The organism is Paenibacillus campinasensis (assembly GCF_002272015.1).
GTDB classification, from domain to species: Bacteria; Bacillota; Bacilli; order Paenibacillales; family Paenibacillaceae; genus Paenibacillus_AQ; species Paenibacillus_AQ campinasensis.
Window position 1 is genome coordinate 18,094 of record NZ_NPBY01000015.1, and the last position, 25,656, is coordinate 43,749.

Here is a 25,656-nt window from a genome sequence, read left to right on the forward strand (position 1 = left end):
AAGTTACGGGTTTGGGCCTGGTGCCATACAACTCCCTCTTCTTATCCAGCCTCCTTACCTTAGCGACCAGCCCTTTGCCTCCAAGCTTCCTGAACGAAAGGGATAATCAAGCAAGTCACACCAGATAAGCGATAAAAATCGAGGCAATTCCAAAATAAATCGAGAGGGATAGAATATCATTAATCGTTGTAATTAACGGGCCCGAAGCGATGGCCGGGTCGACATTAAATTTATACAAGATCAGAGGGATAATGGTCCCGGCCAATGTGCCAATGATTAATGTGACCAACAGGGAGCTGCCCACTACAAGCCCAAGGACAGCATTGCCTTGCCAGACGAACGCAATGATGGCGATAAGAGCTCCGCATGTCACCCCTATGATCACTCCAACCCCAAGCTCTCTGCTGATCAGACGAAAGACCGTCCGCTTATCAAGCTCACGCGTGATCAATCCTCGCACGACAACAGCGAGCGACTGGGTGCCAGTATTCCCGGTCATTCCGGCGATCATCGGCATGAAGAATGCCAGAGCAACGACCTGGGCCAGCGTCTCTTCAAACCCGCTGATGATGCTGCCCGATAGAAGGCCAATCAACAGCAGCAGGATCAGCCACGGCAAGCGGCGAAGAGCTGCCGTCCAGGCTTGGGTATCGAAATTGATCGCTTTGCCCCCGGCAGACAACTTCTCAATGTCTTCATTAGCCTCAGAGATGACAACGTCCACGATGTCATCGACGGTAATAATGCCTACCAGGACGTTGCTTGCTTCAACGACGGGCACAGCCAGAAGGTCATACCGCTCGATCACCCGGGCCACTTCCTCTTGGTCCATCGTGACCGGGACGGAGATCACCCGTGCATTCATAAAATCCGCCACCGGGTCCTCGGCATGTGCGAGTAGAAGATCCCGATAAGAGACCACGCCGAGGATGCGTTTGTCTTCGTCCACAACATACACGTAATTGATAGTCTCGGAAATTTCGGCGAATGTGCGTAATTTTTGCACGACATCCTGTACCGTATAATAAACAGGAACCCACACATAACGGTTGGTCATCATTCTTCCCGCTGTTTCCTGCGGGTAGTGCATCAGGCTTACTAGCGCCTGCGATTCCTCTTCCTTCATTTCAGATAGAAAATGCTCAAGATTATCCGCATCCAGCACGTCCAGGAGTTGAGCCAAATCGTCATGGTCCATCAGGTTCATGGCTTGCAATGTTTTCTCCACGCCAAGCTGGTTCAATACTTCGATCTGATCGGTCGTGTCCAGCTCTGCAATCAGACTGGCTAGTTGTTCAACCGTAAGAAGGAGCAGAAATTTAAAGCGTTTTTTGCGGGACAGTTCCTTGTAGATCCTGGCGATATCATAAGGATGAAGCTCGTCCAATATGGCTTGCAGCTCCTTGCGGTCCGTTTCTTTGATGTGGTTTATCATTTTTAAATTCCACTGATTATCGGACATATACGCCCCTCCATCCCTTCATCTATCGATTATTGTTTCGGAACAAGGCTGAGATGTGACTGCTAAACGAGATACGGCTACGCATACTTCCAAGTTTAACGTAAGTATATCCAACACCCTGGCTGTATAACATGGATAGGCCGAATATGTGCGAAGTTCGCACTTCTTTTGCTATAATAGTAGACTAAGCCAGGTTATCTTGCCTGCAAAAATGTTGCGAATTCAGGAGGAACTATGGAGTACATCACGAAGCTGCTGGTCGATTACGGCCTGGAGACCCGCACGGCGGGTTATCTTGCCAATGTCATCATGATTCTGCTCATTACCGGACTCAGCATGGTGGCTAACTTTATTACGAAAAAAATCGTACTAAGGATCATTACCCACTACATTAACAATAACCGATACACATGGGACAATATCATATTGGAGAAAAAGGTATTTCAGAAGCTCTCGCACATCGTGCCCGCCCTGATCATTTATTATTTTGCCTCGGTTTTTCCAAGCTATCAAATCTGGATTGAGAAAGCCGCCGTTGTATACATTATGGTGGTCATGATTCTGGTTCTGGATTCATTCTTGAATGCGGTCAATGCCATCTACCAGACATTTGAAGTGTCCAAGATCAAGCCGATTAAAGGATATTTGCAGGTTGTCAAAATTTTCATCTTTATTATCGGCGGCATTCTGATCATCGCCAACCTGATCGGCCAAAGTCCGCTCATTCTTCTCAGCGGAATCGGTGCGCTGTCCGCGGTGCTGATGCTTGTGTTCCGGGATTCACTGCTGGGGTTGGTGGCAGGCGTCCAGTTGACAACCAATGATATGGTGCGTGTAGGTGACTGGATCGAGATGCCGAAATACGGCGCGGATGGTGATGTCATCGACATTTCCTTGAATACGGTCAAGGTGATGAATTTTGACAAGACAATTACGACCATTCCAAGCTATGCTCTCATCTCGGATTCATTCAGAAACTGGCGCGGGATGCAGGCTTCCGGCGGGCGGAGAATCAAGCGTCCGGTCTACATTGATACAAGCAGCATCAAGTTCTGCACCGACGAGATGATTGAGAAGTTCAAGTCGATTCATTACCTGGCCGATTACATTTCCGCGAAGGAAGAGGAGATCCGGGCTTACAATGAGGAACGACAGATCGATACATCGAACCGGGTCAACGGCAGGGCGATGACGAATATCGGCGTGTTTCGGATCTACATTGAGAACTATTTAAAGCAGCATCCTAAAATTCATAAAGGGATGAGCTTGATGGTCAGACAGCTCGAGCCCGGAGAGCATGGGCTGCCGCTGGAGATCTACGCTTTTTCCAACGATACGAACTGGGTGAATTACGAGGGTGTTCAGTCGGATATCTTCGATCATATTTTTGCGATTGCACCGGAGTTCGGATTACGGTTGTTCCAGAACCCGACCGGGCATGATTTGCAAAATCTAATGCGGGTGAACCAGCCTTCTTCCTAGGCCGCCAGCGGGATGATGCACTAAAAAACCTCCAAGCGAGCAGAAAAGCCGCTTGGAGGTTTTATGTTTATTTCGCTGCATGACCTTGATCGCTTGGCTGACCGTTAGATCGGAATTGCGGCAGCAGATGATACAGAATGACGTTGTCGGAAACCTCCAGCATCGTCTGCGCCTCATCGTATCCTTCACGGCAGGCCGCGACCGCTGTTGGTTGACGCGATTCCAGGCTGTAGCAGGTTCCTTCCTCGAATGCGCGGCTCTCTGATGGAAGATAATATACATCCTTCGAGGAAAAAGCGCCGCTGCGGAGCGGGATCAGCCGATCACGCTCATCGAACAGGCTGGTGCCGATCCAGTAATAAGGCTCGGAAGAGATACCGAGCAGATGCAGAATGGAAGGTGCAACATTCATCATTCCGGCCGCCTCGGGGTCGATCGTGCCGCCATGTGCCCCGTCAGGCAGACGAATGAGAAGCGGAACCTGGTTCATCATCTGCTCCATATCCAGCTCGGACAGCTCGCGTCCTAACCACTGCTCATAAGCGCTCTGATCTTTAATGGAGTTGTCATGGTCGCCATAGATGATGAGAATGGTGTTATCCCACAATCCCTGCTGCTTCATCTGCTCGATCAGTTCGCCGAAGGCTTCATCGACATAATGAATCGAGTTCAAATAATCGCCAAGCATCGTGCCTTCAAGTTCCCCGGTATCCAGCTTGCGATGAGGCTCGGGAAGCCTGTATGGGTGATGGCTGGTCAATGTAATGAGAAAAGAGTAAAAGGGCTGCTGAATCCCCGACATCATCTCAAGGGATTGGGAGAAAAAAGCTTTGTCACTCAGCGACCAGCCCAACGTTTCGGTTAACTCGTAATCCTTCTTGCTGAAAAAGCGATCATAATCCATGGCGGCATACACGGTCTGCCGATTCCAGAAGCTGCTCTCATAGGCATGAAACACATTGGCGGCGTAGCCGTGTTCCTTCAGAATTTTCGGCAGAACATCGTAGCCTCGATCCGGATACCGTGTAAATACAGAGCCGGCGGACAACGGCAGCAGCGAGCTCTGGGTCACAAAATCCGCATCCGATGTGCGCCCGAGCGCCGTCTGGTGATAGAACTGGCTGTAGTACAGACTTTCTTCCATCAGCTTGTTCAGATTTGGCGTAATTTCCTGTCCGTTCACGCTTTGCCCGATGACCGCATTCATCAAGGCCTCGGTCTGTATCATCATGACGTTGCTGCCCCTATATTTGCCGAACAGGTCGTTCAGCTGTGCCCGGTTCGAACGGCGGCCATCCAGCCACTGCTTCACCTCTGCGATCTGTTCTTCCGACAAGCCCGGTTGGCCTACCAGATGATCCCGGCTGTAGCGGTACATGTCATAGCCATGAAAGGCGATGAGTCCGGTAACATTGTACAAGGTGACGTTCCACCAATTGCCGGCGAACAGCCCTTTGGCCCAGGTGTCGGAGGCTTTTTGGATCGGGAAGAAGGTCATGCATCCGCCCAGAATCAGCACGGCGGTTCCTGCTGCGGCGCGAGCAAGTCTGCGGTTTCTTCTGCGGCGGCGGTCGACAGGGGAATCGTAGCCCACACTGAGTTGGGGATTCTTCTTCCTGCGGAACAGAATCATGATCGCGACAGGGATCACGAGAATCCAGTCCAGGAAGAAGAGGATATCCCCCGGTTCCAGCAGCGTCCCGATGCTCCCGCCAAGCGAGCTGACTTGTCCTGCCTGCATCAGCACCGGTACGGTAATGAAATCATCGAAATACCGGTAAAACACAAGGTCGGCGTAGATCAGCCCGGTCAGAGCCAGATTCAGCAGGGTCAGTGCAGCAAGCCTTCCTTTTGGCGGCAGCCATAGTGTCCAGAATGAGACGAGCAGCAGCGAGCCGACAGCGATGATATAGTCGGCCCTGTCCATGTTCATATTAGCGAGCTGCAGATTGGTATGCATCCACACCAGCTTGTACAGCATCAGCACAAGAAACAGGATATACCAGGTATACCGGTAATGCAGCCAGCCCACGGAGCGAGCTGGGCCTCCGCTTGATATTCGCACTGGCATTGCGATCAAACCTCCCTTATGCAACTATCGGTTCCCAGCGTTATGTGCATTCGACTTATCGAGGAGGGAGCGGTCCAAGATATTGATAGTATTGGCATTCAATCCGGCCGTTGAACAGCTTCCGCCGCTTGTCGGCCTTGCGTCCGAAATAATGCTCGAACTGCTTCGTTGGGCTCAGGGCAAAAAAGGACCAGGTCGGCAGCTGCTGCAGCGTCATGCCGAGCTGCCGGATCAGGCGTTCGACCTCGGTTTTCTCGCTCAGCCGCTCTCCATACGGAGGATTGGTAATCAGGCAGCCATATTCGCCTTCCGGCACCGCTTTGGACGCCGGGAGAACCTTGAAATCGATCTCGCCGGCCAGACCGGCGCTTTTGGCAGCGGCCTTGGCGACTTCAATCGCCTTCGGATCGATGTCGCTTCCGGCGATGAGCAGCGGAATGTCGTCCTTTACCGCATCGAACGCCTCTTCGCGGGCCTCCTCCCACAGCTTGTCCCCGATCATACCCCAGTGCTCGGAGGGGAAGGAGCGGCGAAGTCCAGGCGCAATGTTCCATGCCATCAGAGCCGCCTCGATCAGAATCGTGCCTGATCCGCAGCACGGATCATACAGCGGACGATGCGGGCCCCAGCGGCTCAGCTGAAGCATGGCCGAAGCCATCGTCTCTTTCAGCGGCGCTTCGGTCACCAGCTTCCGGTATCCGCGCTTATGCAGAGCGGGGCCCGTCGTATCCAGCGTCAGCAATGCGCGATCCTTGAGCAGCGAAATTTCGATCAGGTAGCGGGGACCGTCCTCGGGAAACCATTCCGTGTGATAGGACTGCTTCAGTTTCTCTACGATTGCTTTTTTGACGATGCCCTGACATGCAGGAACGCTGCTGAGCTGGGACTTATGCGATCTGCCTTCCACGGGAAACTCCCCGTCTGCCGGGATCCACTGCTCCCACGGGAGCGCCTTCGTTCCCTCGAACAGCTCATCAAAGGTGACGGCGTTGAATTCTCCCATCTTGACCAGGATGCGGTCCGAGGTGCGAAGCCACAGGTTGCAGCGGCAAATATCGATCAGATCTCCGGAAAAGGTGACTCTCCCGTTCTCCACTTCCATATCGGTGTATCCGAGCTCTTTCAGCTCGCGCGCTACGACAGCTTCCAATCCCATTGGGGCTGTGGCGATTAATTGTAATTGTGGCATTGATGAAGTCAACTCCATTAACATAATTACGGCGGTAAGGTCGCCGGTTCAATCTCTATAGTATAGGCGATTGCATTATTCAAGACAATTGTCATATGATAGACCACGAGTGAACGGCTTGGACGACGCATTCGGCGCGGTAATATTAGATTAGAAGGAGGGTTTCCCTTTGTTGATCGAAGCCCATGATTATGTTAACCAATTATACCCGGAAGATGAGGAATTGCTGCAGGTTCTGGAGGCCATCAAAGAACACGGCATGCCGGAGGTGTCTGTAGCGCCTGCCTACGGGAGGCTGCTCACCCTGCTTGTCCAGCTGGCGGGGGCACGAAGCGTGCTGGAGATCGGGGCGCTGGGCGGTTACAGCGGCATCTGTCTGTGCCGGGGTCTTCCCGAAGGAGGAAGGCTGACTTCGCTTGAGCTGAAGGAGGAGTACGCCGCCCTGGCTGGCAGCCATCTGGAGAAGGCTGGCTTCAAAGACCGGGTGGAATATCGGATTGGCCCTGCTGCGGAATCTTTAGCCGGACTGAAGCGCGAGGGACGGACCTTTGATTTTTTCTTCATCGATGCGGATAAGGAGAACTACCCGCTATACCTGGATTATGCGATTGAGCTGGCGAATCCGGGAGCGCTGATTGCAGGAGATAACTGCTTCCTGCGCGGCAGAACCCTCAATCCGGATAAGAATGGTCCCTCAGTGCAGGCAGTACGCCACTTCAACGAGCGGATCGCGACAGATCCGAGGCTGGTGAGCACGCTGCTTCCCGCCTACGACGGGCTCATTCTTGCGCGCGTGAAGTGAACAGCCCGGGTGGAATGCACGGCTGATGGTCCTATAATTGAAAAAGCGATGCACCCTCGGTTCAGGATGCATCGCTTTTTTGCCATTTCATTATAGTTCGCGGATTACCGGAACTTCGGTGCCGGCTTATGCGCGAACAGCTTGATTTTCACCCAGATCATATTCAGAATGAGCAGACTGCCCGAGATGAGGAACAGGCCCTCAATGCCGATGAATCCGGATAGGAATCCGCCGATGACCGCCCCAAGCATATTGCCCAGCGCCAGCGCGCTTGTGTTGAACCCGAAGGAGCGGCTTTCCATGCCATCGGGCGTGTAGGAACGAATCAGCGCGTTTACGCTCGGCAGCAATCCGCCCATGAATACCCCCATCATAAACCGGACAACGATCAGCTGCCATACCTCCTGCACGAACGCCTGCGGGATGAGTGTCAGTCCGGCACCGATCAAGGAATAGGTGAGAATGCGATGCGCACCGAGCTTGTCGCTCAATCGGCCCAGGATCGGTGAAGCGATCATATTGGACAAACCCGTGACGGCCACAACGAAGCCGGCCCATAATGCGATGCCCTCTGCGGTGCCGTGCAGCTTCTGGACATACAGCGGCAGGAGCGACATCGGGCTGATCATGGCAAACTGCAGCAGAAACGTAACGGCGAACAAGGCCGGAAGCTGCGGAATATGACTGAGTTCTCTAAGCCCGGCAAGCACCGAGGTTTGCGGTGTGTGGGCAGCCTCTTCCCGGTCGAAATTTTCTCTAACCATGAACAGGGCAAGCAGGGAAGCAAGGAAGATCAGTCCTCCCGTAATGAAAAAAATAGGCCGATATCCGACCCAGCCTGCCATCAGACCGCCGATGAGCGGGCCGAGAATCGTTCCGGCTACTTGACCCGACTGCATGATGCCCATGGCGAAGCCCATGCGGTTTTTCGGGGTGGTGCCCGATACGAGCGAGATCGCTGCCGGATTGAAGCCCGAGATCGTTCCGTTCAGCAGCCGCAGTGCCAGCAGATGCCACGGGTGTGTGGCAAATCCCATACAGCCAATGACAATGGCCATTCCGAACCCGGAGCGCAGCAGCATGATTTTACGTCCATACTTATCGGCGACCTTGCCCCATATCGGCTGGAAAATGAACGATGTTAAAAAGTTGGCCGCAAAGATTAACCCCGCCCATACCCCGATGGTCCGATCGCCGGTCACATTCAGGTCCTGTGCCAGATACAAGGTTAGGAACGGAGTAATCATCGTCATGCCGGAATTGACCAGGAACTGTCCGAACCACAGCACGATAAGATTTACTTTCCAACTGCTCAATGTTCTCCTCACACTCCTTTCTCAGATGTCTTCTCCGAACACCAAGCGATAGACATTTCGAGAGAACACGAAAAACGCCGTTCCTCCAGTATAACATATTTCAACAAATACATATGATGACAATGTCATAAGATTGTCATGCGATTTTCATAGGATATCCATGTTAGACGGTTGTTACCTACTTTTAAAAAGGGCATAATGATGAAAGGAACTTTTATACACAATGATGGGGGCCTAATGATGACCTATAACGACCAGTTTATTCGAGCCTGCCGCAAGCAGCAGGTGGACCGTATTCCCGTTTGGTACATGCGGCAAGCCGGCCGCTATGACCCGGAATATCGAAAAATCAAAGAGAAATACTCCTTGCTTGAAATTTGCAGCCAACCCGAGCTAGCGGCAGAAGTGACCATGATGCCGGTTCGGAAGCTGGGTGTCGACGCTGCGATACTGTATTCCGACATTATGAATCCGGTGGCTTCCATCGGGCTCGATTTTGATATCGTCAAGAATATCGGCCCTGTCATCGACAATCCGATCCGCACGGCGGCCGATGTCGAGAAGCTGCGGCCGATTGATGTGGAAGGCGACCTGGGCCATGTGCTGGAAACGATCCGCATCCTCGACAAGGAGCTTGAGGTGCCACTAATTACGTTTGCCGGTGCACCGTTTACGATCGCGAGTTATCTGATCGAAGGCCGACCGTCGAGAAACTATCTCCGCACCAAAGAGATGATGTACAGCGAGCCGAAAGTATGGTTTTCCTTGATGGAGAAGCTCGGCGATATGGTTATTACTTATTTGAAGGCGCATATCGCAAACGGAGGCAAAGCGTTCCAACTGTTTGACAGCTGGGTGGGAGCGCTCTCTCCGCAGGATTTCCAAACGTACGTATTGCCTACGATAGAACGTATTTTTGCCGAACTTCAGGAATTGAATGTGCCGAAGATTTATTTTCCGGGTGTAAGTTCTGGCGAGCTTCTGCCTACACTTACCCAGCTTCAAGCCGATGTAATCGGTCTGGACTGGAGGGTGTCCATCACGGAGGGCCGCCGTCGCTTGAATCATCAGTACGCGGTTCAGGGCAATCTCGATCCGACGGTGCTGACCGCCCCGATGCCGGTGATCCAGCAGTATGCCAAGGACATCATCGATCAGGGAATCCTGGAGCCTGGATTTGTGTTTAATCTGGGACATGGATTGTTTCCGGAAGCCTCGCTGGACAAGCTGCGTGAGCTGACGGGCTTTATTCATGAATATTCGGAAACGGCGCTGAAGGCTGGCGCACACGAGCTGCGTTCCTAATCGGTTCTTGACGCGAGCATCATCTAAATCAGCAGAAGAGGTGAATGGAATATGAAATCCAGAATCGGCGTATTGGTCATGTCATACGGTACACCGGAAAGCATGGAAGGAATCGAAAGCTACTACACCCATATTCGCAGAGGAAACAAGCCTTCGGAGGAGCAGCTAAAGGAGCTGACCGAGCGTTATGAGGCCATTGTCGGAGGGGTATTCCCGCTTCGGGAAAATACCGACCGTCAGGTTCAAACGCTGCAGGAGACGCTGAACGTTGATCCGCGGGCGGTTGATACGGAGTTTGTATGCTATCAAGGCTTGAAGCATGCGTCCCCGTACATCGAGGACGGCGTGGAAAGCATGGTGCGAGACGGGATCACGAAGGCGGTTGGCATTGTGCTGGCCCCTCATTACTCGATCATGAGCATCGGATCTTATATAAAACGAGCGCAGGCGAAAGCGGATGAACTTGGACTTGAGATTTCGTTTGTGGAGAGCTATCATCTGCATCCGAAGCTGATCGAGGCGTTCGCCGACCGGGTATCGGCCAAGCTGAACCAGTTCGAGGAGGCGGGCGCAGACCGTGACAGTGTCAGAGTGCTGTTCAGCGCCCACAGTTTGCCGGAGCGGATCTTGTCGATGGGCGACCCATACCAGGATCAGCTGCTCGAAACGTCCAAAGCCGTTGCCGACCAAGCGGGAGTCAAGCAGTGGCAGTTCACATGGCAGAGCGCAGGCCGCACCGCCGAGCCGTGGCTCGGTCCGGATATTCTGGACACGCTGCAAAATCTCAACAAGGAGCAGGTGGAGGATGTGCTCGTCGCACCGGTCGGATTCGTGTCAGACCATCTCGAAGTGCTGTATGACCTGGACATTGAAGCGAAGAGCGTGGCTAAAGAGATGGACATGCGGCTTATGCGCATTGACTCGCTGAACAGCGATCCGCTGTATATGGAGGCGTTAAGCGATTCGGTCATTACGCTGCTGGCTGAGACGCAGGAGCAGTAATATTTGATAAGCCCAATATTTAAATAGGTTTGCCAATAAAGAACTCCCCGGCGATGACGGGGGGTTCTACTCTTTGAAGAGAAGCTGGTATAATGGAAAAGGCGTTACGAAAATGATGTGAAAAAAATGAATATTTTCAAGGAGTGAACGATGCAACTGTCGCGTACGGAGAAGAGCAAGGCCGAGAAGAAGGCCCATCGTGAGCGAGGCGGCAGGGTATGGATGTTTTTGAACTTATTGTTGATCATACTGATCGCTGCCTTGCTTGTATATTATTTTGTGCTGCAGGAGCCGCAGGCGGAAGAGGGACCTGCGTATCCGGCAACCGGCATGACGGAGGACGGAGCCGACGACCACGGAGCGAGCAGCCATGAAGCGTCAAGTGACGAGGAGCCTCCGCCGGAGCTGCCGCCGGAAGGTGAAGGAAATCCGCCGCTGACGGATGAACCGGACGCTTCTTCTGAAGGAAATGAGAACATAGAAGAGCCGGATTCGCCGAGATCGGTGGTCATGAGTTTTGCTGGAGACACCCTATTTTCCGGCAAGGTGGAAGGGATGCTCCAGGAGCACGGTTATGATTATCCTTATCGCTATCTGGGAACGACATTTCTTGATGATGATCTGACGGTTCTGAATTTGGAGACACCGGTGACGGTAAGAGGTGTTCCGGCCAACAAGCGCTATGTGTTCAAGTCCTCCCCGGAAGCGCTGGGCCCTATGCGGGAGGCAGGCGTTGATGCGGTTAACCTGGCCAACAATCATATTCTGGACCAGGGCGTGGACGGCTTGCTGGATACGCTGCAGCATTTGCAGGAGTATGGCATTGATTATGTCGGCGCCGGGAAGAATGCACAGGAAGCTTACAGTGCCCGTTATTTCGAATTGAACGGGATGACCGTGGCGCTGCTTGGATTCAGCAGGGTGCTCCCGGAAACGAGCTGGTACGCTCTGGATGACAGGCCCGGCGTAGCCGGGGCCTATGATCATGTGCTGCCTCAAGTGGTTGAAGCCATTGGGGAAGCGCGGGAGCGTGCCGATCTGGTGGTGGTGATGGCGCATTGGGGCGAGGAGCTGAAATTCCGTCCGAACGATAACCAGCTGATGCTGGCGCGCGCCTTCATTGATGCGGGAGCCGATCTGTGTATCGGCGGGCATCCGCATGTGCTGCAGGGGCTGGAACGCTATAACGGGAAATGGATTGCTTACAGCACTGGTAATTTTATTTTTACGAAATCAACGAACCCGGATACTTGGAAGACCGCGGTGTTCCAGGCTACCTGCACGGACAAGGGCGATTGCGACATGAAGCTGATCCCGTACCGGACAGAGGTGGGGCAAGTGATTCCGCTTGAGGGCGATGAGGCGCTTGCGCTGCTGCAAGAGGTTCAGGAACGCTCGATCGGCGGGATTCAGATCAAGCCAAGTGGTGAGGCTGTTCCAGGCCCGTAAACATATTTCGAAGTATGCAGGGAGGTCCCCCATGAATAATTTATGTGTGGCTCACCGGGGTTTCTCGGGCAAAGCGCCTGAGAATACGCGGGCGGCGATTCAAATGGCGATGGATGAGCCGTTTGTGGAATGGCTGGAGATTGATGTGCAGATGACCCGAGACGGTGTGCCTGTTGTCATTCATGATTTCAGTGTAGACCGCACCACGACCGGGCGGGGGAAAGTGAAGGATCTGACCTGGCAGGAAATACGGAAGATGGACGCCGGGATTTGGAAGGGGCGGCAATTCGCTGGAGAGCAGATCCCCTCCCTGGATGAGGTGCTGCAGCTGGTCAAAGGGCGTCTGAAGGTGAACATTGAGCTGAAGACGAGCGGGAATATGTATCCCGGGCTGGAGGAGAAGGTGCTCGCGTGTGTTGAAACGCATGACATGCTGTCTGACATTGTGCTGACCTCGTTTGAGCCGAAGGCTTTGGTCACGGCGAAGGAGCTAGAGCCGAAGGTGCGGACCGGCCTCATTATCGACAGCCACCCGCGCAATCTGTTGTCGCGGCTCAAGCGGATGAAATGCACGTTTCTGTCCATCGGTTACTCGCATCTGGACGCTGCCTTTGCAGCCGATCTGGTGAAGAACGGCATTACGCCGATGGCCTGGACGGTGGATGATCCGAAAGTGATGAGATCCTTGGCCCGCATGAACCCGGAAATTATGATCTGTACGAACCGCCCCGATACGTGGGGCCAAATATTTATGAGCAAACTTGGGCAGAAGATTTCGTTCTGGCGAAGAATATGGAGAGGATGGGCGTAAAGAATGAGTACATTCATCAGAAACGTGTATTGTGTGGGGCGAAATTATCGTCTCCATGCCGAAGAGCTAGGCAATGCCGTACCGGAGTCGCCGATGATCTTTATGAAGCCGACGCATGCGGTGGTTCCGCTGGATGGAGCGGTGCTGGATCTGCCGCTAAACCGGGGCAGCCTGCATTTTGAAGGCGAATTGGTCATTCGTGCCGAACGCGAGTATAAGCCGGGAATGAAGGTTGAGGAACTGGTGGAGAGCATGGCGCTTGGCATTGACTTTACGCTGCGCGACGTCCAGGATGTGCTGAAGAAGAAGGGGCATCCATGGACGGCGGCGAAGGCGTTCAAATCGTCTGCGCCTCTGACGGATTTCGTGCCGTTCCCGGGTGTGGATAAGCTGAATGAAACGGATTTTACCGTTATGAAGAACGGGCAAGAGGTACAGAGAGGCAATGCGAAGGATATGATTTTCTCGCTGCAGACGATCATTGATCATATCGGGGCATTCTATGGCATTGGCGAAGGGGATCTGATCTTTACCGGTACGCCTGCCGGTGTCGGTCCTGTAGAGAGCAACGATGTGTTTGAGCTGTTCTGGGGAGAGCACAGGCTGGGACGCTGCCAGATCGGATAGACACCGCATATCGAGAAGAGGAATCAGATGGGAGGATGAGCCGTGGACTGGTTGATCGGGGCCGCAGGTGCCGCGGCAGTCGCTGGAGCCGCTTATTGGAAAGAATCGCTGTCGAAATCCGGAGCGATCGCAGCGCTGGTGATGGGAACCATCTATTACGGAGCAGGGAACATGCTGTGGTTTGGGATCCTGCTTCTTTTTTTCATTACCTCGACGCTGCTGTCGCGGTTTCGCTCGGCCCGAAAGGCCGACCTTGAGAAATCATACGCGAAGACGGGCCGCAGGGATGCCGGCCAGGTGCTGGCGAACGGCGGTATCGGCATGCTGCTGTGTCTCATCCATTACTGGAGCCCGGGCGAGGTATGGATATGGCTGTTCATCGGCGTGATGGCAGCGGTGACGGCGGATACCTGGGCAACGGAAGTTGGCAGTCTCAGCCGAAAGCCGCCGCGCTCGATTCTCAGCGGCAAGGTGCTGCCGGCGGGGACGTCAGGCGGCGTATCCTGGCTCGGATCAGCAGCTGCGGCGCTCGGCGGTCTCATTATCGGCCTCGGCGCCTATGCATTTGCGGCAGTCGCCGGGATGGCCCCGCATCTGGCCGCGTACAGTCTGGCCGGACTGGCGGGCGGGCTTGTCGGGGCTTTCACCGACTCGTACCTGGGCGCGACGGTGCAGCTCATGTACCGCTGTCAGGTCTGCAGGAAGGAAGTGGAGGTGCCGAATCACTGCGGCGCGGCGACGGTGCGTGCAAGAGGATGGTCAGCGATGAATAACGATGCCGTCAATATGATCAGCTCGCTGCTTGGCGGTGCTGCCGCTTGGGCAGTCGGCTTGCTGATCGCGGGGTAAGTGGGTTGCGGTGCGTATTCACTAGGTCACTGGGCTGTGGAGGCGTGCACGGTGGGTACTCACCGGCCATGGTGGTATGTATGGTGCAATATCAAGTGGACTAGTGCGGCGCGATACCCACCAGGCAGGCCAATCTGTGTGCTGTGATCGATGCTCGGAAAACTAATACGTAAGTAGGGATCAGTTACATGAATATTATGACCGTTCAGCAGTTAAGCAAAAGCTATGGAGACAAAATTCTGTTTCAGGACGCCTCCTTTGGCATGGAGGATCAGGATAAAATTGGAGTTATCGGGGTGAACGGAACGGGCAAATCAACCTTTCTCAAGGTGATTGCCGGCCTGGAGCCGGCCGATGCCGGCAAGATTACGATCGGAAACCGGATTCGCGTGCAATATCTAGCGCAGAATCCGGACTTCGACCCGGACAAAACGGTGCTTCAGCAAGTATTCGACGGTGATCTTCCGGAGATGAAGCTTGTCCGCGATTATACGGAGACGATGGAACTGCTGGAGCTGAATCCCGGCAATGCCGAGCTTCAAGAGAAGCTGCTTGCGCTTAATGCGAAGATGGACGAGCTGCAGACATGGCAGTTTGAAAGTGATGCCAAGAGCATCCTGTCCAAGCTGGGAATCCGGTCTTATGATGCCAAAATGGGAGCGCTCTCCGGTGGACAACGCAAGCGGGTTGCACTGGCTGCCGCACTCATTCAGCCATCCGATCTGCTTATTCTTGATGAGCCAACCAACCATATCGACAACGAATCGGTGGCTTGGCTGGAGCAGTATTTGCAGAAGCGGCGGGGAGCGCTGCTTATGATTACGCATGACCGCTATTTCCTGGATCGGGTGGCCAACGTCATGCTGGAGCTGGATCACGGACGGCTGTTTCGATATGAAGCGAACTACAGCCGATTCCTTGAGCTGAAGGCCGAGCGGGAGGAGCGCGAGGCAGCGGCTGAGCAGAAGCGGCAAAATCTGCTCCGTAGCGAGCTGGCCTGGATACGGCGAGGGGCCAAAGCCCGCACGACGAAGCAAAAGGCCAGAATCGAACGCTTCGAGAAGCTCAAGGATCAGGAGCTGGTTCACCAGTCCGGGGAACTGGATGTGTCCGTGGCATCCTCGCGCTTGGGACGCAAAATTGTGGAGCTGGAGCATCTGCATAAGCAGGCGGATGAGAAGGTGCTGATTCAGGACTTTTCCTATATCGCCGTTCCGGGGGACCGGATTGGCATCGTCGGCCCGAACGGAAGCGGAAAATCGACGCTTCTGAACATGATTGCCGGGAAGCTGCAGCCAGATAGCGGCACGGTTACGCTGGGGCCAACGGTGAAGCTGGGCTATTTTACACAGGAGCATCAGGAGATGGACGACACCCAGCGCGTTATTGAGTATATCAAGGACGAGGCGGAGGTGGTCCGGACGGCGGACGGAACGCCGATTACGGCTGCGCAGATGCTTGAGCGCTTCCTGTTCTCCCCGACGATGCAGTGGACGCCGATTGCCAAGCTGTCGGGAGGAGAGAAGCGCAGGCTATACTTGCTGCGCGTGCTGATGAGCGCACCGAACGTGCTGCTGCTCGATGAGCCGACCAACGATCTGGATATCCAGACGCTGTCGGTGCTGGAGCAGTATCTGGACGAGTTCCCGGGCGTGGTCATCGTCGTTTCCCATGACCGCTTCTTCCTGGATCGTACCGCGGACAAAATCTGGGCCTTCGAAGGCGACGGGAAGGTTAGGGTCCATGTCGGAGCTTACACCGAATATGCGGAATGGATCGCAAAGTTTGGCGGCTCGGCGGAAGATCAGGCGAAGGGGACCCGTCACGTTGCGGGCGCAGCCGGTTCGGCCCGCGAATCGGAAGCCTCGGAGCCGGGACAGCATGACCGGCCGGGTCCATCCGGGCAAGGAGCCAGGGAGCGATTGAAATTCAGTTACAATGAGCAGCGTGAATATGAACAGATCGACGACAGAATAGAGCAGACCGAGCGCAAGCTGCAGGACATCCTGCAGGAGATGGAACAGGCAGTCAGCGACGCAGCCCGCCTTCAGGAGCTGATGCAGGCGCAGCAGGAGACGGAGGCCGAGCTGGAACATCTGATGGAGCGCTGGACGTACCTGAATGAACTGGCAGAGAAAATTGAAGCCCAGCGAAATACGTAAATCTGGAAGCTTTATCTCTACCAGTAAAGCACCCACCATGGACAATTCCGGAGTCTAAGGACTCCCGAAATATAATAAGGAATTTTGGCGCTATTTCCGGCAGATTTGATTCATGTCTGGCGAGGAAATAGCGCCATTCTCTTTTTCTTGGGTGACTTATGACCGGATCAATGACCATGCAAATTTGATGGGCTTGTCACAAAACAGCGAATTCAAGTTGTTATATAAATGTAAACAGCAAAGGAGGTGAGCTTCTTGCATCCTGTAATCCCCGGGGAAGCTATGGACAAGAACCAAAAAATCGAATGGCTTATAGAGCGGGTTAAGGCTGGAGACAAGGAGGCCTATGCTCCAATTATTCGCCAGTTTGAACGGCAGATGTACACGTATTGTTATTATATTCTGCGAAATCACGAAGAGACGGAGGATGCGGTTCAGGAAATTTTTATCAGGGCCTATACTAATCTTCATCAGTACAGCAATCAAGTATCCTTTTCTGCCTGGTTATACAAGGTAGCCTACCATCATCTGATCAATATAAAGAAGAAACAGGGCCGAATTGTAAAACTGATTGAGCGCTGCCAAGAACAGCATACGGTACAGGATATTTCCCCGCATCAGTCGGCAGTTGAGGAACTATTAACGTATCTCACAGCAGAGGAGCGTCACATTCTACTGCTCAAATCGGTAGAGGAATATCATTTTGAGGAGATTGCAGAAGTGATGGGGATCAAGCCCGCGACCTTGCGCAAGAAGTATGAGCGAATACGCAAAAAGTTGATGGCAAAAGCAAAAGAAAAAGGAGTGTTGGCCCATGGTACATTTGCCGAATCGCATGGAATCCGCTGAAATGGAGGACATCGAGCGGATGATCCGCCATTCGTCGATGCCAAGAGAAAGCATGAGTACAAAAATTATGAATCGAATAGGAGAGATGGAAATGAGCAGAACAAGTAACAAGGCTTCAAGACAAGGGAAAATGTGGAAACGCACAATCGTGGCCGCTTCGGCAGCCGCAGTTCTCGGAGGAGGGATTATCGGTTCCGGCTTCGTGTCCCCGGTGATGGCAGATGCTCTAAAGCAGGTTCCGGTGTTCGGTACGCTCTTTAAAGGCACCTCAGAGGAAAGCGTGAAAGCCGCTTTGGATCAAGGAATCGTCAGTGATCCGAATATGAGTGTAACGCAGGATGGCGTAACGCTGAAATTGAGCGATCTGCTGTATGACGGAACGAGATTGTCCTTTGTGCTGGACCGGGAAGGGGTGGACCTTGAGGGAACGGTCGCACCTTTAAGCGAAAGGGAAAAGCCTGAAGACGAAATGCCAAAAGGGTATATTAAATCGGCAGGAACGACGATACTTATCGACGGCAAAGAATTCAAGTTCAGTGAAGGGGGAGCCAGTACAGGCAGCTTTGGAGATTACCCTCTTCGAGATAATGCTTTCCGCGCAGAGTGGCAGTTAAACGACAAAGCAGCTTGGGGCAATGAATTTGAGCTGACGATTCGGGTCGAAGTGACGGGCGTTGATGAAGCCTTCGAATTCAAGGTTCCGGTGAAAATCGAGAACGATGCCGTGTTGCTCAAGCCGAACGCTACCCAAAGTTATGATGGTTTCAGTTACACAGTCAAACAGATTTCCCTCACGCCGGTAACGACCCAGCTGGTCATCGACAGCACTGGGATGGTGCCAAGATCCGCGGAACAAACCGGCGATTTGATCGCCAGCATGATGTATTACGATATTGTAGATGAGGAAGGCAATCTGTTAACCCACGATAAGTTCGGATATTTCAACAGTGAGCCAAAAACGGAATACCATGTTGATCAGCTGTACAGTCCGGTTAAAGGGACGCCGAAGCAACTTACCATTAAGCCGTTTACACTTACAGTAAACAAAAAGGATTGGAGCGTTGTCGGCCAAGGTAAAGATAGCTATGGCGACAAAACGTACATCAAGGAATTGGAAATGACCATTCCTGTTATAGAATAAGAAAAAGGCGGTTCTCGAGAATAATTTCGAGAACCGCCTTTTTGTCCAATTGCTGGACAGCGTCTCCAACGTCCGAGCCCATGTCAATCTCTGGTCTATAGGTTGTCAGAAGATTTCATTCATATCTCGGTCCATCGGGTACTTTCATAGTATCGAGCTCAGGGCTCAGGGATGCGGCCTGCTATTCAGCTACATACGCGGCGAGCAAGCGGGTCGTGTTCAGCACAGCCTGCTTGTGCGTTCGCTCCATCGCGTGCGATGCGTGCACGCCCGGACCGATCAGCGCGGCCCGGATATTGCTTCCGGCGGAGAGGGCTGCTGAGGCATCGGAGCCGTAGTTCGGGTAGATGTCGACCGCGTACGGTATGCCTTCTTGCTCTGCCAGACGGATCAGGCGAGAAGTCATTTCATAATCATAAGGGCCTGAGGAATCCTTGGCACAGATCGATACATCGGTCTCCTTGCAGCTGAGATCATCGCCGATGCATCCCATATCCACCGCAATCATCTCGCTGATATCGGATGGAATATAGGCCGCGCCGTGCCCAACTTCCTCGTAGTTGGAAATGAGAATTTTCACGTGATGGCGCGGGCTCCAGTTGTCCCGCTTCATCGATTCCAGCAGACCGAAGAGGGCAGCTACGCTTGCCTTGTCATCCAGATGCCGGGATTTGATGTAGCCGCTTGGCGTGATGACCGGCCGGGCATCGAAGGAGATAAAGTCACCGACGCCGATGCCAAGCTTCTTCACATCATCAGCGTTCTCAACCTGCTCGTCTATTCGGACCTGCATATGGCTTTCCTCACGTTCAAATGTGCGGGCATCGTTGAAGACGTGGACAGACGGCTTCGTTGTCATAATCGTTCCGGTGTATACCTTGCCGGCGCGGGTGTGGATTTGGCAATATTCGTTCTCGATGCTGTTCATCATGAAGCCGCCGACGCGGGTCAGGCGGAGCGTGCCGTCGGTGTTGATCGAGCGAACCATCGCGCCTAGCGTGTCCACATGGCCGCTGAGACCAATGGTTCGGCTGCCGTCGGTGCCAGGGACGCTTAGAATAGCACCGCCTTTCTCGTTATATTGAAAATCGATGCCGAGCTTTGCTGCCTCTTGCTCCATGCGTTTCATAATATGGGCGGTATAACCGGTCGGGCTCGGGGTGTCCAGAAGCTCTGTCAGCAAACTCAAAATATAATCTTCATTCGGCTGGATAGACATAGAGAAAACTCCTTTAATTCAATTCGTGTTTTTGTTTAGGTCTGCTACTTGCTTTCTTCCGGTGCGCGGTCTGATTCGCTGTCCTGTGACTCGGCCTCGGTCTCCCTTTGCGGAATTTCAGGTGTATATCCTGTGACCTCCTGAATATGTATGAGCTGTCCGGCCAGGGATTTGATCTCCTTCTGCATCTGATATTGGCGGTATATCCCGTAAGAGCCGACGATGATCCCCCCGATCAATGTGCAGCCGATAATGAGCAGAATCAGCGGGATCGAAACCTTGGCGAACAGCAGATTGACTTGCACCGGATCCACATTGATCACGGCAAAAATGGCCGTCAGCAGTGCGAATATTAGCCCTGCGATCAGTGACCATTGCATTTTCATATGGACACCTCCTTCCACAACAGTATAAAATCCCTTGCCGCCATGGGGCAAGGGATTTTATGGAGCATGTCGTACCGGCCGCCTGGCAGATACGAATTATCGGGTCAGCTCTTCCATCTGACGGATAATGTCTTCGAACACGCTCATCGCTTCGCGAATCGGTTCCGGCGAAGACATGTCAACACCGGCTTTTTTCAGAATGTTGATGGAATAATCGCTGCCCCCGCTCTTCAGGAAGCCAAGGTAGCGGTCCACAGCAGGCTGGCCTTCTTCAAGAATTTGCTTGGAGAAGCTGGTCGCTGCCGAGAATCCGGTAGCATATTTGTACACGTAGAAGCTGGTGTAGAAATGCGGGATACGCGCCCATTCCATCGCGATTTCCTTATCGACCGCCATGCCTTTGCCGTGGTACTTCACGTTCAGATCATAGTAAATGTCAGACAGATCCTGAGCTGTCAGCGATTCGCCGCTTTCGGCCCGGTCATGCACAAGCTTCTCGAATTCGGCAAACATCGTTTGACGGAACACGGTTGTACGGAACTGATCGGCATAGTAGGTGAGCAGGTACATTTTTTGCTTCGGATCGGTTGCGTTTTTCAGCAGGTAATCCATAAGCAGCGCCTCATTGGTTGTCGAGGCCACTTCCGCGAGGAAGATCGTGTACTGCGCGTCCCGGTATTTCAGGTTCGTATCCGAGTAGAACGAGTGGAGCGCGTGACCCATTTCATGGGCAAGGGTGAACATGCTGTTCAGATTGTCCTTGTGGTTCAGAAGCACATATGGGTGGGTACCGTATGCGCCCCAGCTGTATGCGCCGGTCCGTTTGTTCTCGTTCTCGTACACGTCGATCCAGCCATTGTCATAACCGGCCTTCAGGTTGTTCAAATAATCTTCGCCGAGCGGAGCCAGACCCTCGATGGTCATCTGCTTGGCCTCGTCGTAGGTAATATCCCATTTGTATTCTTCCACCAGCGGTGCGAACAGGTCATACATATGCAGTTCATCCACGCCGAGCAGCTTCTTGCGCAGCTCCATGTAACGGTGAAGCAGCGGAAGGCTCTCATGGATGGTGTCGATCAGATTCGTGTACACTTCCTTCGGAATGTTGTCGCCATACAGGGACATTTCCAGCACGGAAGGGTATTTGCGAACCCGGGAGTAGAACATGTTCTTGTTCACATTAGCATTCAAGGTCGCCGCAAGCGTGTTCTTCTGCTTGCCATATGTTTCGTACACCGCTTTGAATGCACGCTCGCGCACTTCACGATTCGGATTCTCGAGGAACTGGATGTAGTTTCCGTGTGTCAGCTCGACTTCCTTGCCTTCTTCGTTCATGATCTTCGGAAATTTCATGTCCGCATTGTTCATCATGCCGAAGATCGTCTGCGGGGCAGTAGACAGGTTGCCGACCTGGGCCAGCAGCGCCTCCTCGGTTTTGGACAGGACATGCGCTTTCTCACGCTTCATCTCCGTCAGGGTGAAGCGGTAATCCTGAAGGCTCGGATCGGCAATCAGCTTGTCGAGCTCGGCGTCGGACAATGCAAGAATCTCCGGCGTAATGAAGGAGAGCGCTTCGCCGACTTCGACATTGAGTTTCTTGGCTTTCGAAGAAAGAGCTTGGTATGTAGGGTTAGCCGTATCCTCATCATGATGCAGATGGGCGTACACGTATAGCCGCTCGGTATGGTAGGAAATTTCGTCTTCGAGCTCGAAGCAGGATTTGATCGCTTCGGCGCTGTTCAGTTTTCCGTGAAATTCATGGGTGCGCTTCAGCAGTTCGCGGACATTCGCGTAGCTCTCATCCCATGCTTTCTGATCGGCAAACAAATCCTCCAGCTTCCATTTATGCTCAGCGGGAACTTCAGAGCGCTTCAATAATTTTTCCATAGGAATCCTCCTTAGATGATAGGTATGAAATGAAGTTCGGGCGGCTTCCGCTCTCGGAACAGCGGATGAGACAGCGGTACAAGGGATTAGCGTCAGCGCTGCGGCAACGCACAGCACCTTAAAACATCTCATATGGCATCCTCCTAAAAAGTAGCAATCGAGCCATAGTATGCCGCGATATCCGCTGTTTCATCCTTTATTCTTATTTAAGAGGAACCCGAACTTAGGAAACTGTATACAATGAGGTAAAAGGCAAACAGGACCATGACAGCTGCAATGAGGGCCATTCCCCGTCTTAACTGGGTCGGAATCCGATCCCTGTTCATAATCATGATGAACCCGAGGCTAAAGGCCAATATGATGAAAATAACGGCATTTGTGTAATCCATCATTTACACCTGCTTGAAACGGTCCATGATTTGCTGCCATTCCTCTTCCCGTCCTTCGAATTCCTCTTTAGGAAAGCGTTGCTGCACCCACTGCATGAGTGCCGGACGGCTCATAAAGGTTTGTGTATCCTCGCCCCACTGATCGGAAATTTCCCGAAGTACAATGTAGCGTCCCTGGACCTCAACAGTCATCATGTTCCATTTGTCTTTTTTGTATATCTCATGTTTTTTGATCATGTGGCAATTCCTTCTCCGTCTGCGACTTAGGCTTTTGGGTCAATGATAACGCAATGGCGGGTTGAAAAGCAAATGATCTTCCGTTAAAAAATGCTAAAAAACCCGGCATAGGAAAATGACGGATTGCAATGTAGGAAAACATGGGATATAATATGGGTATTCGCCATAGATGGCGGTATTTTTAGGAGGTTGTTCATTTGAAAGGTACAGTTAAATGGTTTAACGCAGAAAAAGGTTACGGCTTCATTTCCGTTGAAGGTGGCGAGGATGTATTCGTACATTTCTCCGCAATCCAAGAAGAAGGCTTCAAAACTTTGGAAGAAGGCCAAGCGGTAGAGTTCGAGATTACAGAAGGCAACCGCGGTCCTCAAGCAGCCAACGTAACAAAACTGTAAGTCAACTCCGAAGCGGAGATCTTATAGAATTACCTAGGCATGGAAGCACAGTTCCTACATGGAACTGTGTTTTTTTGCGTGTAGGGGCCCGGTGCGGGTCCAAGCTTGGGGCAAGCCTATAACCGGGGGCGGTCAGCCCCCGATTCCTTCATGATAGACCTGCCCAGGCTTCGCCAGCAGATGGCGGCCGAGGAAGCCGGCAAAAGCCAGCACGGACAACATCGCCGCCAACATGTAGAAGAAGGGGCGTCCGGCATGTTCAAACAGGATGCCGCCAAAGGCGCCGCTGATCAGCCCCGAAGCGCTGGACCAGAAGATGGTGAACAACGCCATGCCGGTCGCCCTGAATTGGAGCGGCATCATCCGCGTAATATACCGGACGGCCGTTACATAGAAGACGCCGAAGGTGATGCTGTGCAGGCACTGCACGGCAAGCACGACGATTGGATCGGCCGCGAGCGCCATCAGCAGAAAGCGCAGTCCAAACATGAGGCTGGCAAAAGCGAGCAGCGGAAGTTCCTTGATGTTGTCGCCGTATTTGCTCAGCAGAAAGAAAATCGGAATTTCGCTCACAGCCGCAATCATGAGCGCCCAGCCAATCAGTCCTTCTCCCGCCCCGAGCTGGGACAGGGTTACCGTGAAGAAGGCCTCGTTCATGCGGTGGGCGAGCGCCAGGCAGAGCGTGCACCCGAAGAACCACAAGAGCTCCCTGGAGCGCAAAAGTCTCAGCAGGTTCGCCGCATTCATGCCTTCGACCTTGTTCATGACCCCGTCTTTCAGCTGAAGGGAGAACAGCAGCGTAAATACGCTGAGCGCTATGCCGATGGCCAGCGTCCAGGACACCCCTTGAGCGCCGATGACATACCCGATCGCGAGTGCAAAAAAAGCGTAGCCGAGCGATCCGAACACGCGAATCACCGTGAAGCTGCGCCCGTAGCGCTGCGCGGTCTGGATGGCCATCGTGTCCGCCAGCGGATAGACCGGATAATAGAAGAAATAGAACAGGCTGATCACGGTGAACACCAGCGCGAAGCCTGACACCTGCCAGAGCAGAAGCAGCAGCACAAGCTGGCCGATCAGCAGCAATGTCAGAATGCGCTTGATCGTACGGTATTTGTCGCTGGCGTAGCTCCAGATCATGTTCGAGAACATCGAGATCAGCGGACCGATAGCATACAGATAGCCGATCTGGGCGCTGCTGAACCCGATGCTTTTGTAATACAAAGGAAAGTATGAGATGACCAGGGCGGTGGAGCCGAATATCGTAAACATAAACGCGCGCAGCCAGTTCTGGTCTGACGCGGCGGGCATCGTTTTCTTGTTCATAAACGAAAGCTTCTCCATATCTTTATTTCAAATGACAACTCCGCTAAGTATATAACATATTGCGTAATGGAGATAGATGAATATATGCCTGTATTCACGATATCGCCGGCGAAATTCCAAAGTCAATGAAGGTTGTTATTTGTGCAAAATGTACGATCATATTATAATTAAGTGTGGTTTGGATAGGTATAAAAGACAACCGTGTGGAGGCAGAGTTCATTGAATGATCAGGAGCTGAGCCGTAAGGTACCGCGCAGCCCGTTTGGGCTGATGAACCGGGTATACAAATTCATATTGCCGGAAGTGCGGATTGAACTGGATAAGTGGCGTCAGGAAGCCGAACGAATACCGGATGAGGAGCTGCGGAGGCAGGCGCTGGCCAGCATCGACACCAAGCGCTTCCACTGTCAAGGGGGAGCGGTCTATGCTGCGGCAAGTCTCCCGGACAAACATATCCTTATTCCGCTCATTGTGGCATACCAGACGATCAGTGATTATCTGGATAATTTATGCGACCGCAGCACTTCTTTGGATCCCGCGGATTTCAGGCAGCTTCATCAATCGATGCTGGATGCCGTCACCCCGGGAAGCGAGCTGGCTGATTATTATTCGCTCCGGACAGAGAAGGAGGATGGGGGATATCTGACCCGTCTTGTAGAGACCTGCCGGAACCGGATTGCAGAGCTTCCTGGATATGAGGCGGCACAGCCCTACATAAGGGATCTGGCTGAGCTGTACACCGATCTGCAAGTGTACAAGCACATCCATCCGCAAGAGAGAGAATCCGCATTGCTGGAATGGTGGTCCCGCCATGCGCACCGGACGCCGCATTTGCGCTGGAATGAGTTTGCAGCGGCAACGGGCTCGACGCTCGGCGTGTTCATGCTGTTTCTGGCCGCCACCGACCCCTTTCTGGATGACGAGGATGCGTCGACCATTCATGGGTCTTATTTTCCTAACGTATGCAGTCTCCATATTATGCTGGATTACCTGATTGATCAGGACGAAGACAGGCTGGGCGGCGATTTGAACTTTTGCAATTACTACGAAGATGCGGATACGATGCTAAACCGTATTGCTTCTATCGTTGAGTGGGCACGGAAGGATGTCACGGCGATCCCCTCGACCCCTTTTCATCGCATGATTATAGAGGGGCTACTTGCCCTATATTTATCCGACCCCAAAGTCAGCGAGCAGCAGCTGGTACGCTCCGTATCCAGGCGCCTGATGAAGAGAAGCCCGATGACCCGGTTATTTTTCTTTGTCAACAGCCGATGGATTCGCAAGCATAAAGTATGAG

At 53.0% G+C, this 25,656-nt stretch carries 23 protein-coding genes; 13 read left to right on the forward strand and 10 right to left on the reverse strand.

What is annotated here, in order from left to right; all coding sequences use genetic code 11:
- Positions 1-115 precede the first annotated feature (115 nt).
- Positions 116-1,462 carry a magnesium transporter gene (mgtE, locus tag CHH67_RS05395; protein ID WP_095263968.1) on the reverse strand — a complete coding sequence of 449 codons (1,347 nt, stop codon included), beginning with the start codon at positions 1,460-1,462 and terminating at the stop codon, positions 116-118.
- A gap of 234 nt (positions 1,463-1,696) precedes the next feature.
- Between mgtE and CHH67_RS05400 the strand changes: the two genes are divergently transcribed.
- A complete protein-coding gene (locus CHH67_RS05400; RefSeq protein ID WP_095263969.1) occupies positions 1,697-2,944 on the forward strand; it encodes a mechanosensitive ion channel family protein in 1,248 nt (415 codons plus the stop codon).
- Between the two features lie 67 nt (positions 2,945-3,011).
- On the opposite strand, the gene CHH67_RS05405 is transcribed toward CHH67_RS05400, so the two are convergent.
- The gene (locus CHH67_RS05405; protein ID WP_095263970.1) at positions 3,012-5,015 is read right to left on the reverse strand and encodes an LTA synthase family protein; all 2,004 of its coding nucleotides are present in this window, start codon (positions 5,013-5,015) and stop codon (positions 3,012-3,014) included.
- Positions 5,016-5,070: 55 nt separating this feature from the next.
- Positions 5,071-6,204: a THUMP domain-containing class I SAM-dependent RNA methyltransferase gene (locus CHH67_RS05410; protein ID WP_095263971.1), complete on the reverse strand. Its 1,134-nt coding sequence runs from the start codon at positions 6,202-6,204 to the stop codon at positions 5,071-5,073.
- A 169-nt stretch (positions 6,205-6,373) separates the two neighbouring features.
- Here CHH67_RS05410 and CHH67_RS05415 point away from each other — a divergent pair, with 169 nt between their 5' ends.
- Positions 6,374-7,006, forward strand: coding sequence for an O-methyltransferase (locus CHH67_RS05415; RefSeq protein ID WP_095263972.1), 633 nt, complete (start codon positions 6,374-6,376; stop codon positions 7,004-7,006).
- A 104-nt stretch (positions 7,007-7,110) separates the two neighbouring features.
- On the opposite strand, the gene CHH67_RS05420 is transcribed toward CHH67_RS05415, so the two are convergent.
- Positions 7,111-8,322, reverse strand: coding sequence for an MFS transporter (locus CHH67_RS05420; protein WP_095263973.1), 1,212 nt, complete (start codon positions 8,320-8,322; stop codon positions 7,111-7,113).
- Between the two features lie 240 nt (positions 8,323-8,562).
- Between CHH67_RS05420 and hemE the strand changes: the two genes are divergently transcribed.
- The 9 genes from hemE to CHH67_RS05465 all read left to right on the forward strand — a co-directional run bounded on the left by hemE (position 8,563) and on the right by CHH67_RS05465 (position 18,517).
- Entirely contained in the window at positions 8,563-9,627 is a 1,065-nt protein-coding gene (gene hemE / locus CHH67_RS05425; RefSeq protein WP_095263974.1) for a uroporphyrinogen decarboxylase, read from the forward strand.
- 51 nt (positions 9,628-9,678) lie between these two features.
- Positions 9,679-10,629, forward strand: coding sequence for a ferrochelatase (hemH, locus tag CHH67_RS05430; RefSeq protein WP_095263975.1), 951 nt, complete (start codon positions 9,679-9,681; stop codon positions 10,627-10,629).
- Positions 10,630-10,779: 150 nt separating this feature from the next.
- Positions 10,780-12,078 carry a CapA family protein gene (locus CHH67_RS05435; RefSeq protein ID WP_095263976.1) on the forward strand — a complete coding sequence of 433 codons (1,299 nt, stop codon included), beginning with the start codon at positions 10,780-10,782 and terminating at the stop codon, positions 12,076-12,078.
- A gap of 31 nt (positions 12,079-12,109) precedes the next feature.
- On the forward strand, positions 12,110-12,889 hold the full coding sequence (locus CHH67_RS05440) for a glycerophosphodiester phosphodiesterase (RefSeq protein ID WP_095263977.1): 780 nt from the start codon (positions 12,110-12,112) through the stop codon (positions 12,887-12,889).
- Between the two features lie 3 nt (positions 12,890-12,892).
- Entirely contained in the window at positions 12,893-13,516 is a 624-nt protein-coding gene (locus tag CHH67_RS05445; protein ID WP_095263978.1) for a fumarylacetoacetate hydrolase family protein, read from the forward strand.
- Positions 13,517-13,558: 42 nt separating this feature from the next.
- The gene (locus CHH67_RS05450; RefSeq protein ID WP_095263979.1) at positions 13,559-14,365 is read left to right on the forward strand and encodes a DUF92 domain-containing protein; all 807 of its coding nucleotides are present in this window, start codon (positions 13,559-13,561) and stop codon (positions 14,363-14,365) included.
- Positions 14,366-14,553: 188 nt separating this feature from the next.
- Positions 14,554-16,527, forward strand: coding sequence for an ABC-F family ATP-binding cassette domain-containing protein (locus CHH67_RS05455; RefSeq protein ID WP_095263980.1), 1,974 nt, complete (start codon positions 14,554-14,556; stop codon positions 16,525-16,527).
- A 255-nt stretch (positions 16,528-16,782) separates the two neighbouring features.
- Positions 16,783-17,376, forward strand: a complete 594-nt coding sequence (locus tag CHH67_RS05460) for an RNA polymerase sigma factor (RefSeq protein WP_095263981.1) — start codon at positions 16,783-16,785, stop codon at positions 17,374-17,376.
- Positions 17,377-17,467: 91 nt separating this feature from the next.
- Entirely contained in the window at positions 17,468-18,517 is a 1,050-nt protein-coding gene (locus CHH67_RS05465; RefSeq protein ID WP_341036867.1) for a DUF4179 domain-containing protein, read from the forward strand.
- Between the two features lie 181 nt (positions 18,518-18,698).
- On the opposite strand, the gene CHH67_RS05470 is transcribed toward CHH67_RS05465, so the two are convergent.
- The 5 genes from CHH67_RS05470 to CHH67_RS05490 form a co-directional block, all read right to left on the reverse strand.
- A complete protein-coding gene (locus tag CHH67_RS05470) occupies positions 18,699-19,736 on the reverse strand; it encodes a M42 family metallopeptidase (protein WP_095263983.1) in 1,038 nt (345 codons plus the stop codon).
- Positions 19,737-19,780: 44 nt separating this feature from the next.
- Entirely contained in the window at positions 19,781-20,122 is a 342-nt protein-coding gene (locus CHH67_RS05475) for a LapA family protein (RefSeq protein ID WP_095263984.1), read from the reverse strand.
- A gap of 96 nt (positions 20,123-20,218) precedes the next feature.
- On the reverse strand, positions 20,219-22,009 hold the full coding sequence (gene pepF, locus CHH67_RS05480) for an oligoendopeptidase F (protein ID WP_095263985.1): 1,791 nt from the start codon (positions 22,007-22,009) through the stop codon (positions 20,219-20,221).
- A 206-nt stretch (positions 22,010-22,215) separates the two neighbouring features.
- Positions 22,216-22,398, reverse strand: a complete 183-nt coding sequence (locus CHH67_RS26690) for a hypothetical protein (RefSeq protein ID WP_095264044.1) — start codon at positions 22,396-22,398, stop codon at positions 22,216-22,218.
- A gap of 3 nt (positions 22,399-22,401) precedes the next feature.
- The gene (locus tag CHH67_RS05490) at positions 22,402-22,635 is read right to left on the reverse strand and encodes a hypothetical protein (RefSeq protein WP_095263986.1); all 234 of its coding nucleotides are present in this window, start codon (positions 22,633-22,635) and stop codon (positions 22,402-22,404) included.
- 197 nt (positions 22,636-22,832) lie between these two features.
- Between CHH67_RS05490 and CHH67_RS05495 the strand changes: the two genes are divergently transcribed.
- A complete protein-coding gene (locus CHH67_RS05495; RefSeq protein WP_028405178.1) occupies positions 22,833-23,030 on the forward strand; it encodes a cold-shock protein in 198 nt (65 codons plus the stop codon).
- 132 nt (positions 23,031-23,162) lie between these two features.
- On the opposite strand, the gene CHH67_RS05500 is transcribed toward CHH67_RS05495, so the two are convergent.
- A complete protein-coding gene (locus tag CHH67_RS05500; RefSeq protein WP_244908093.1) occupies positions 23,163-24,356 on the reverse strand; it encodes an MFS transporter in 1,194 nt (397 codons plus the stop codon).
- Positions 24,357-24,575: 219 nt separating this feature from the next.
- Here CHH67_RS05500 and CHH67_RS05505 point away from each other — a divergent pair, with 219 nt between their 5' ends.
- On the forward strand, positions 24,576-25,655 hold the full coding sequence (locus CHH67_RS05505; protein ID WP_095263987.1) for a tetraprenyl-beta-curcumene synthase family protein: 1,080 nt from the start codon (positions 24,576-24,578) through the stop codon (positions 25,653-25,655).
- The last annotated feature ends 1 nt before the right edge of the window (position 25,656 follow it).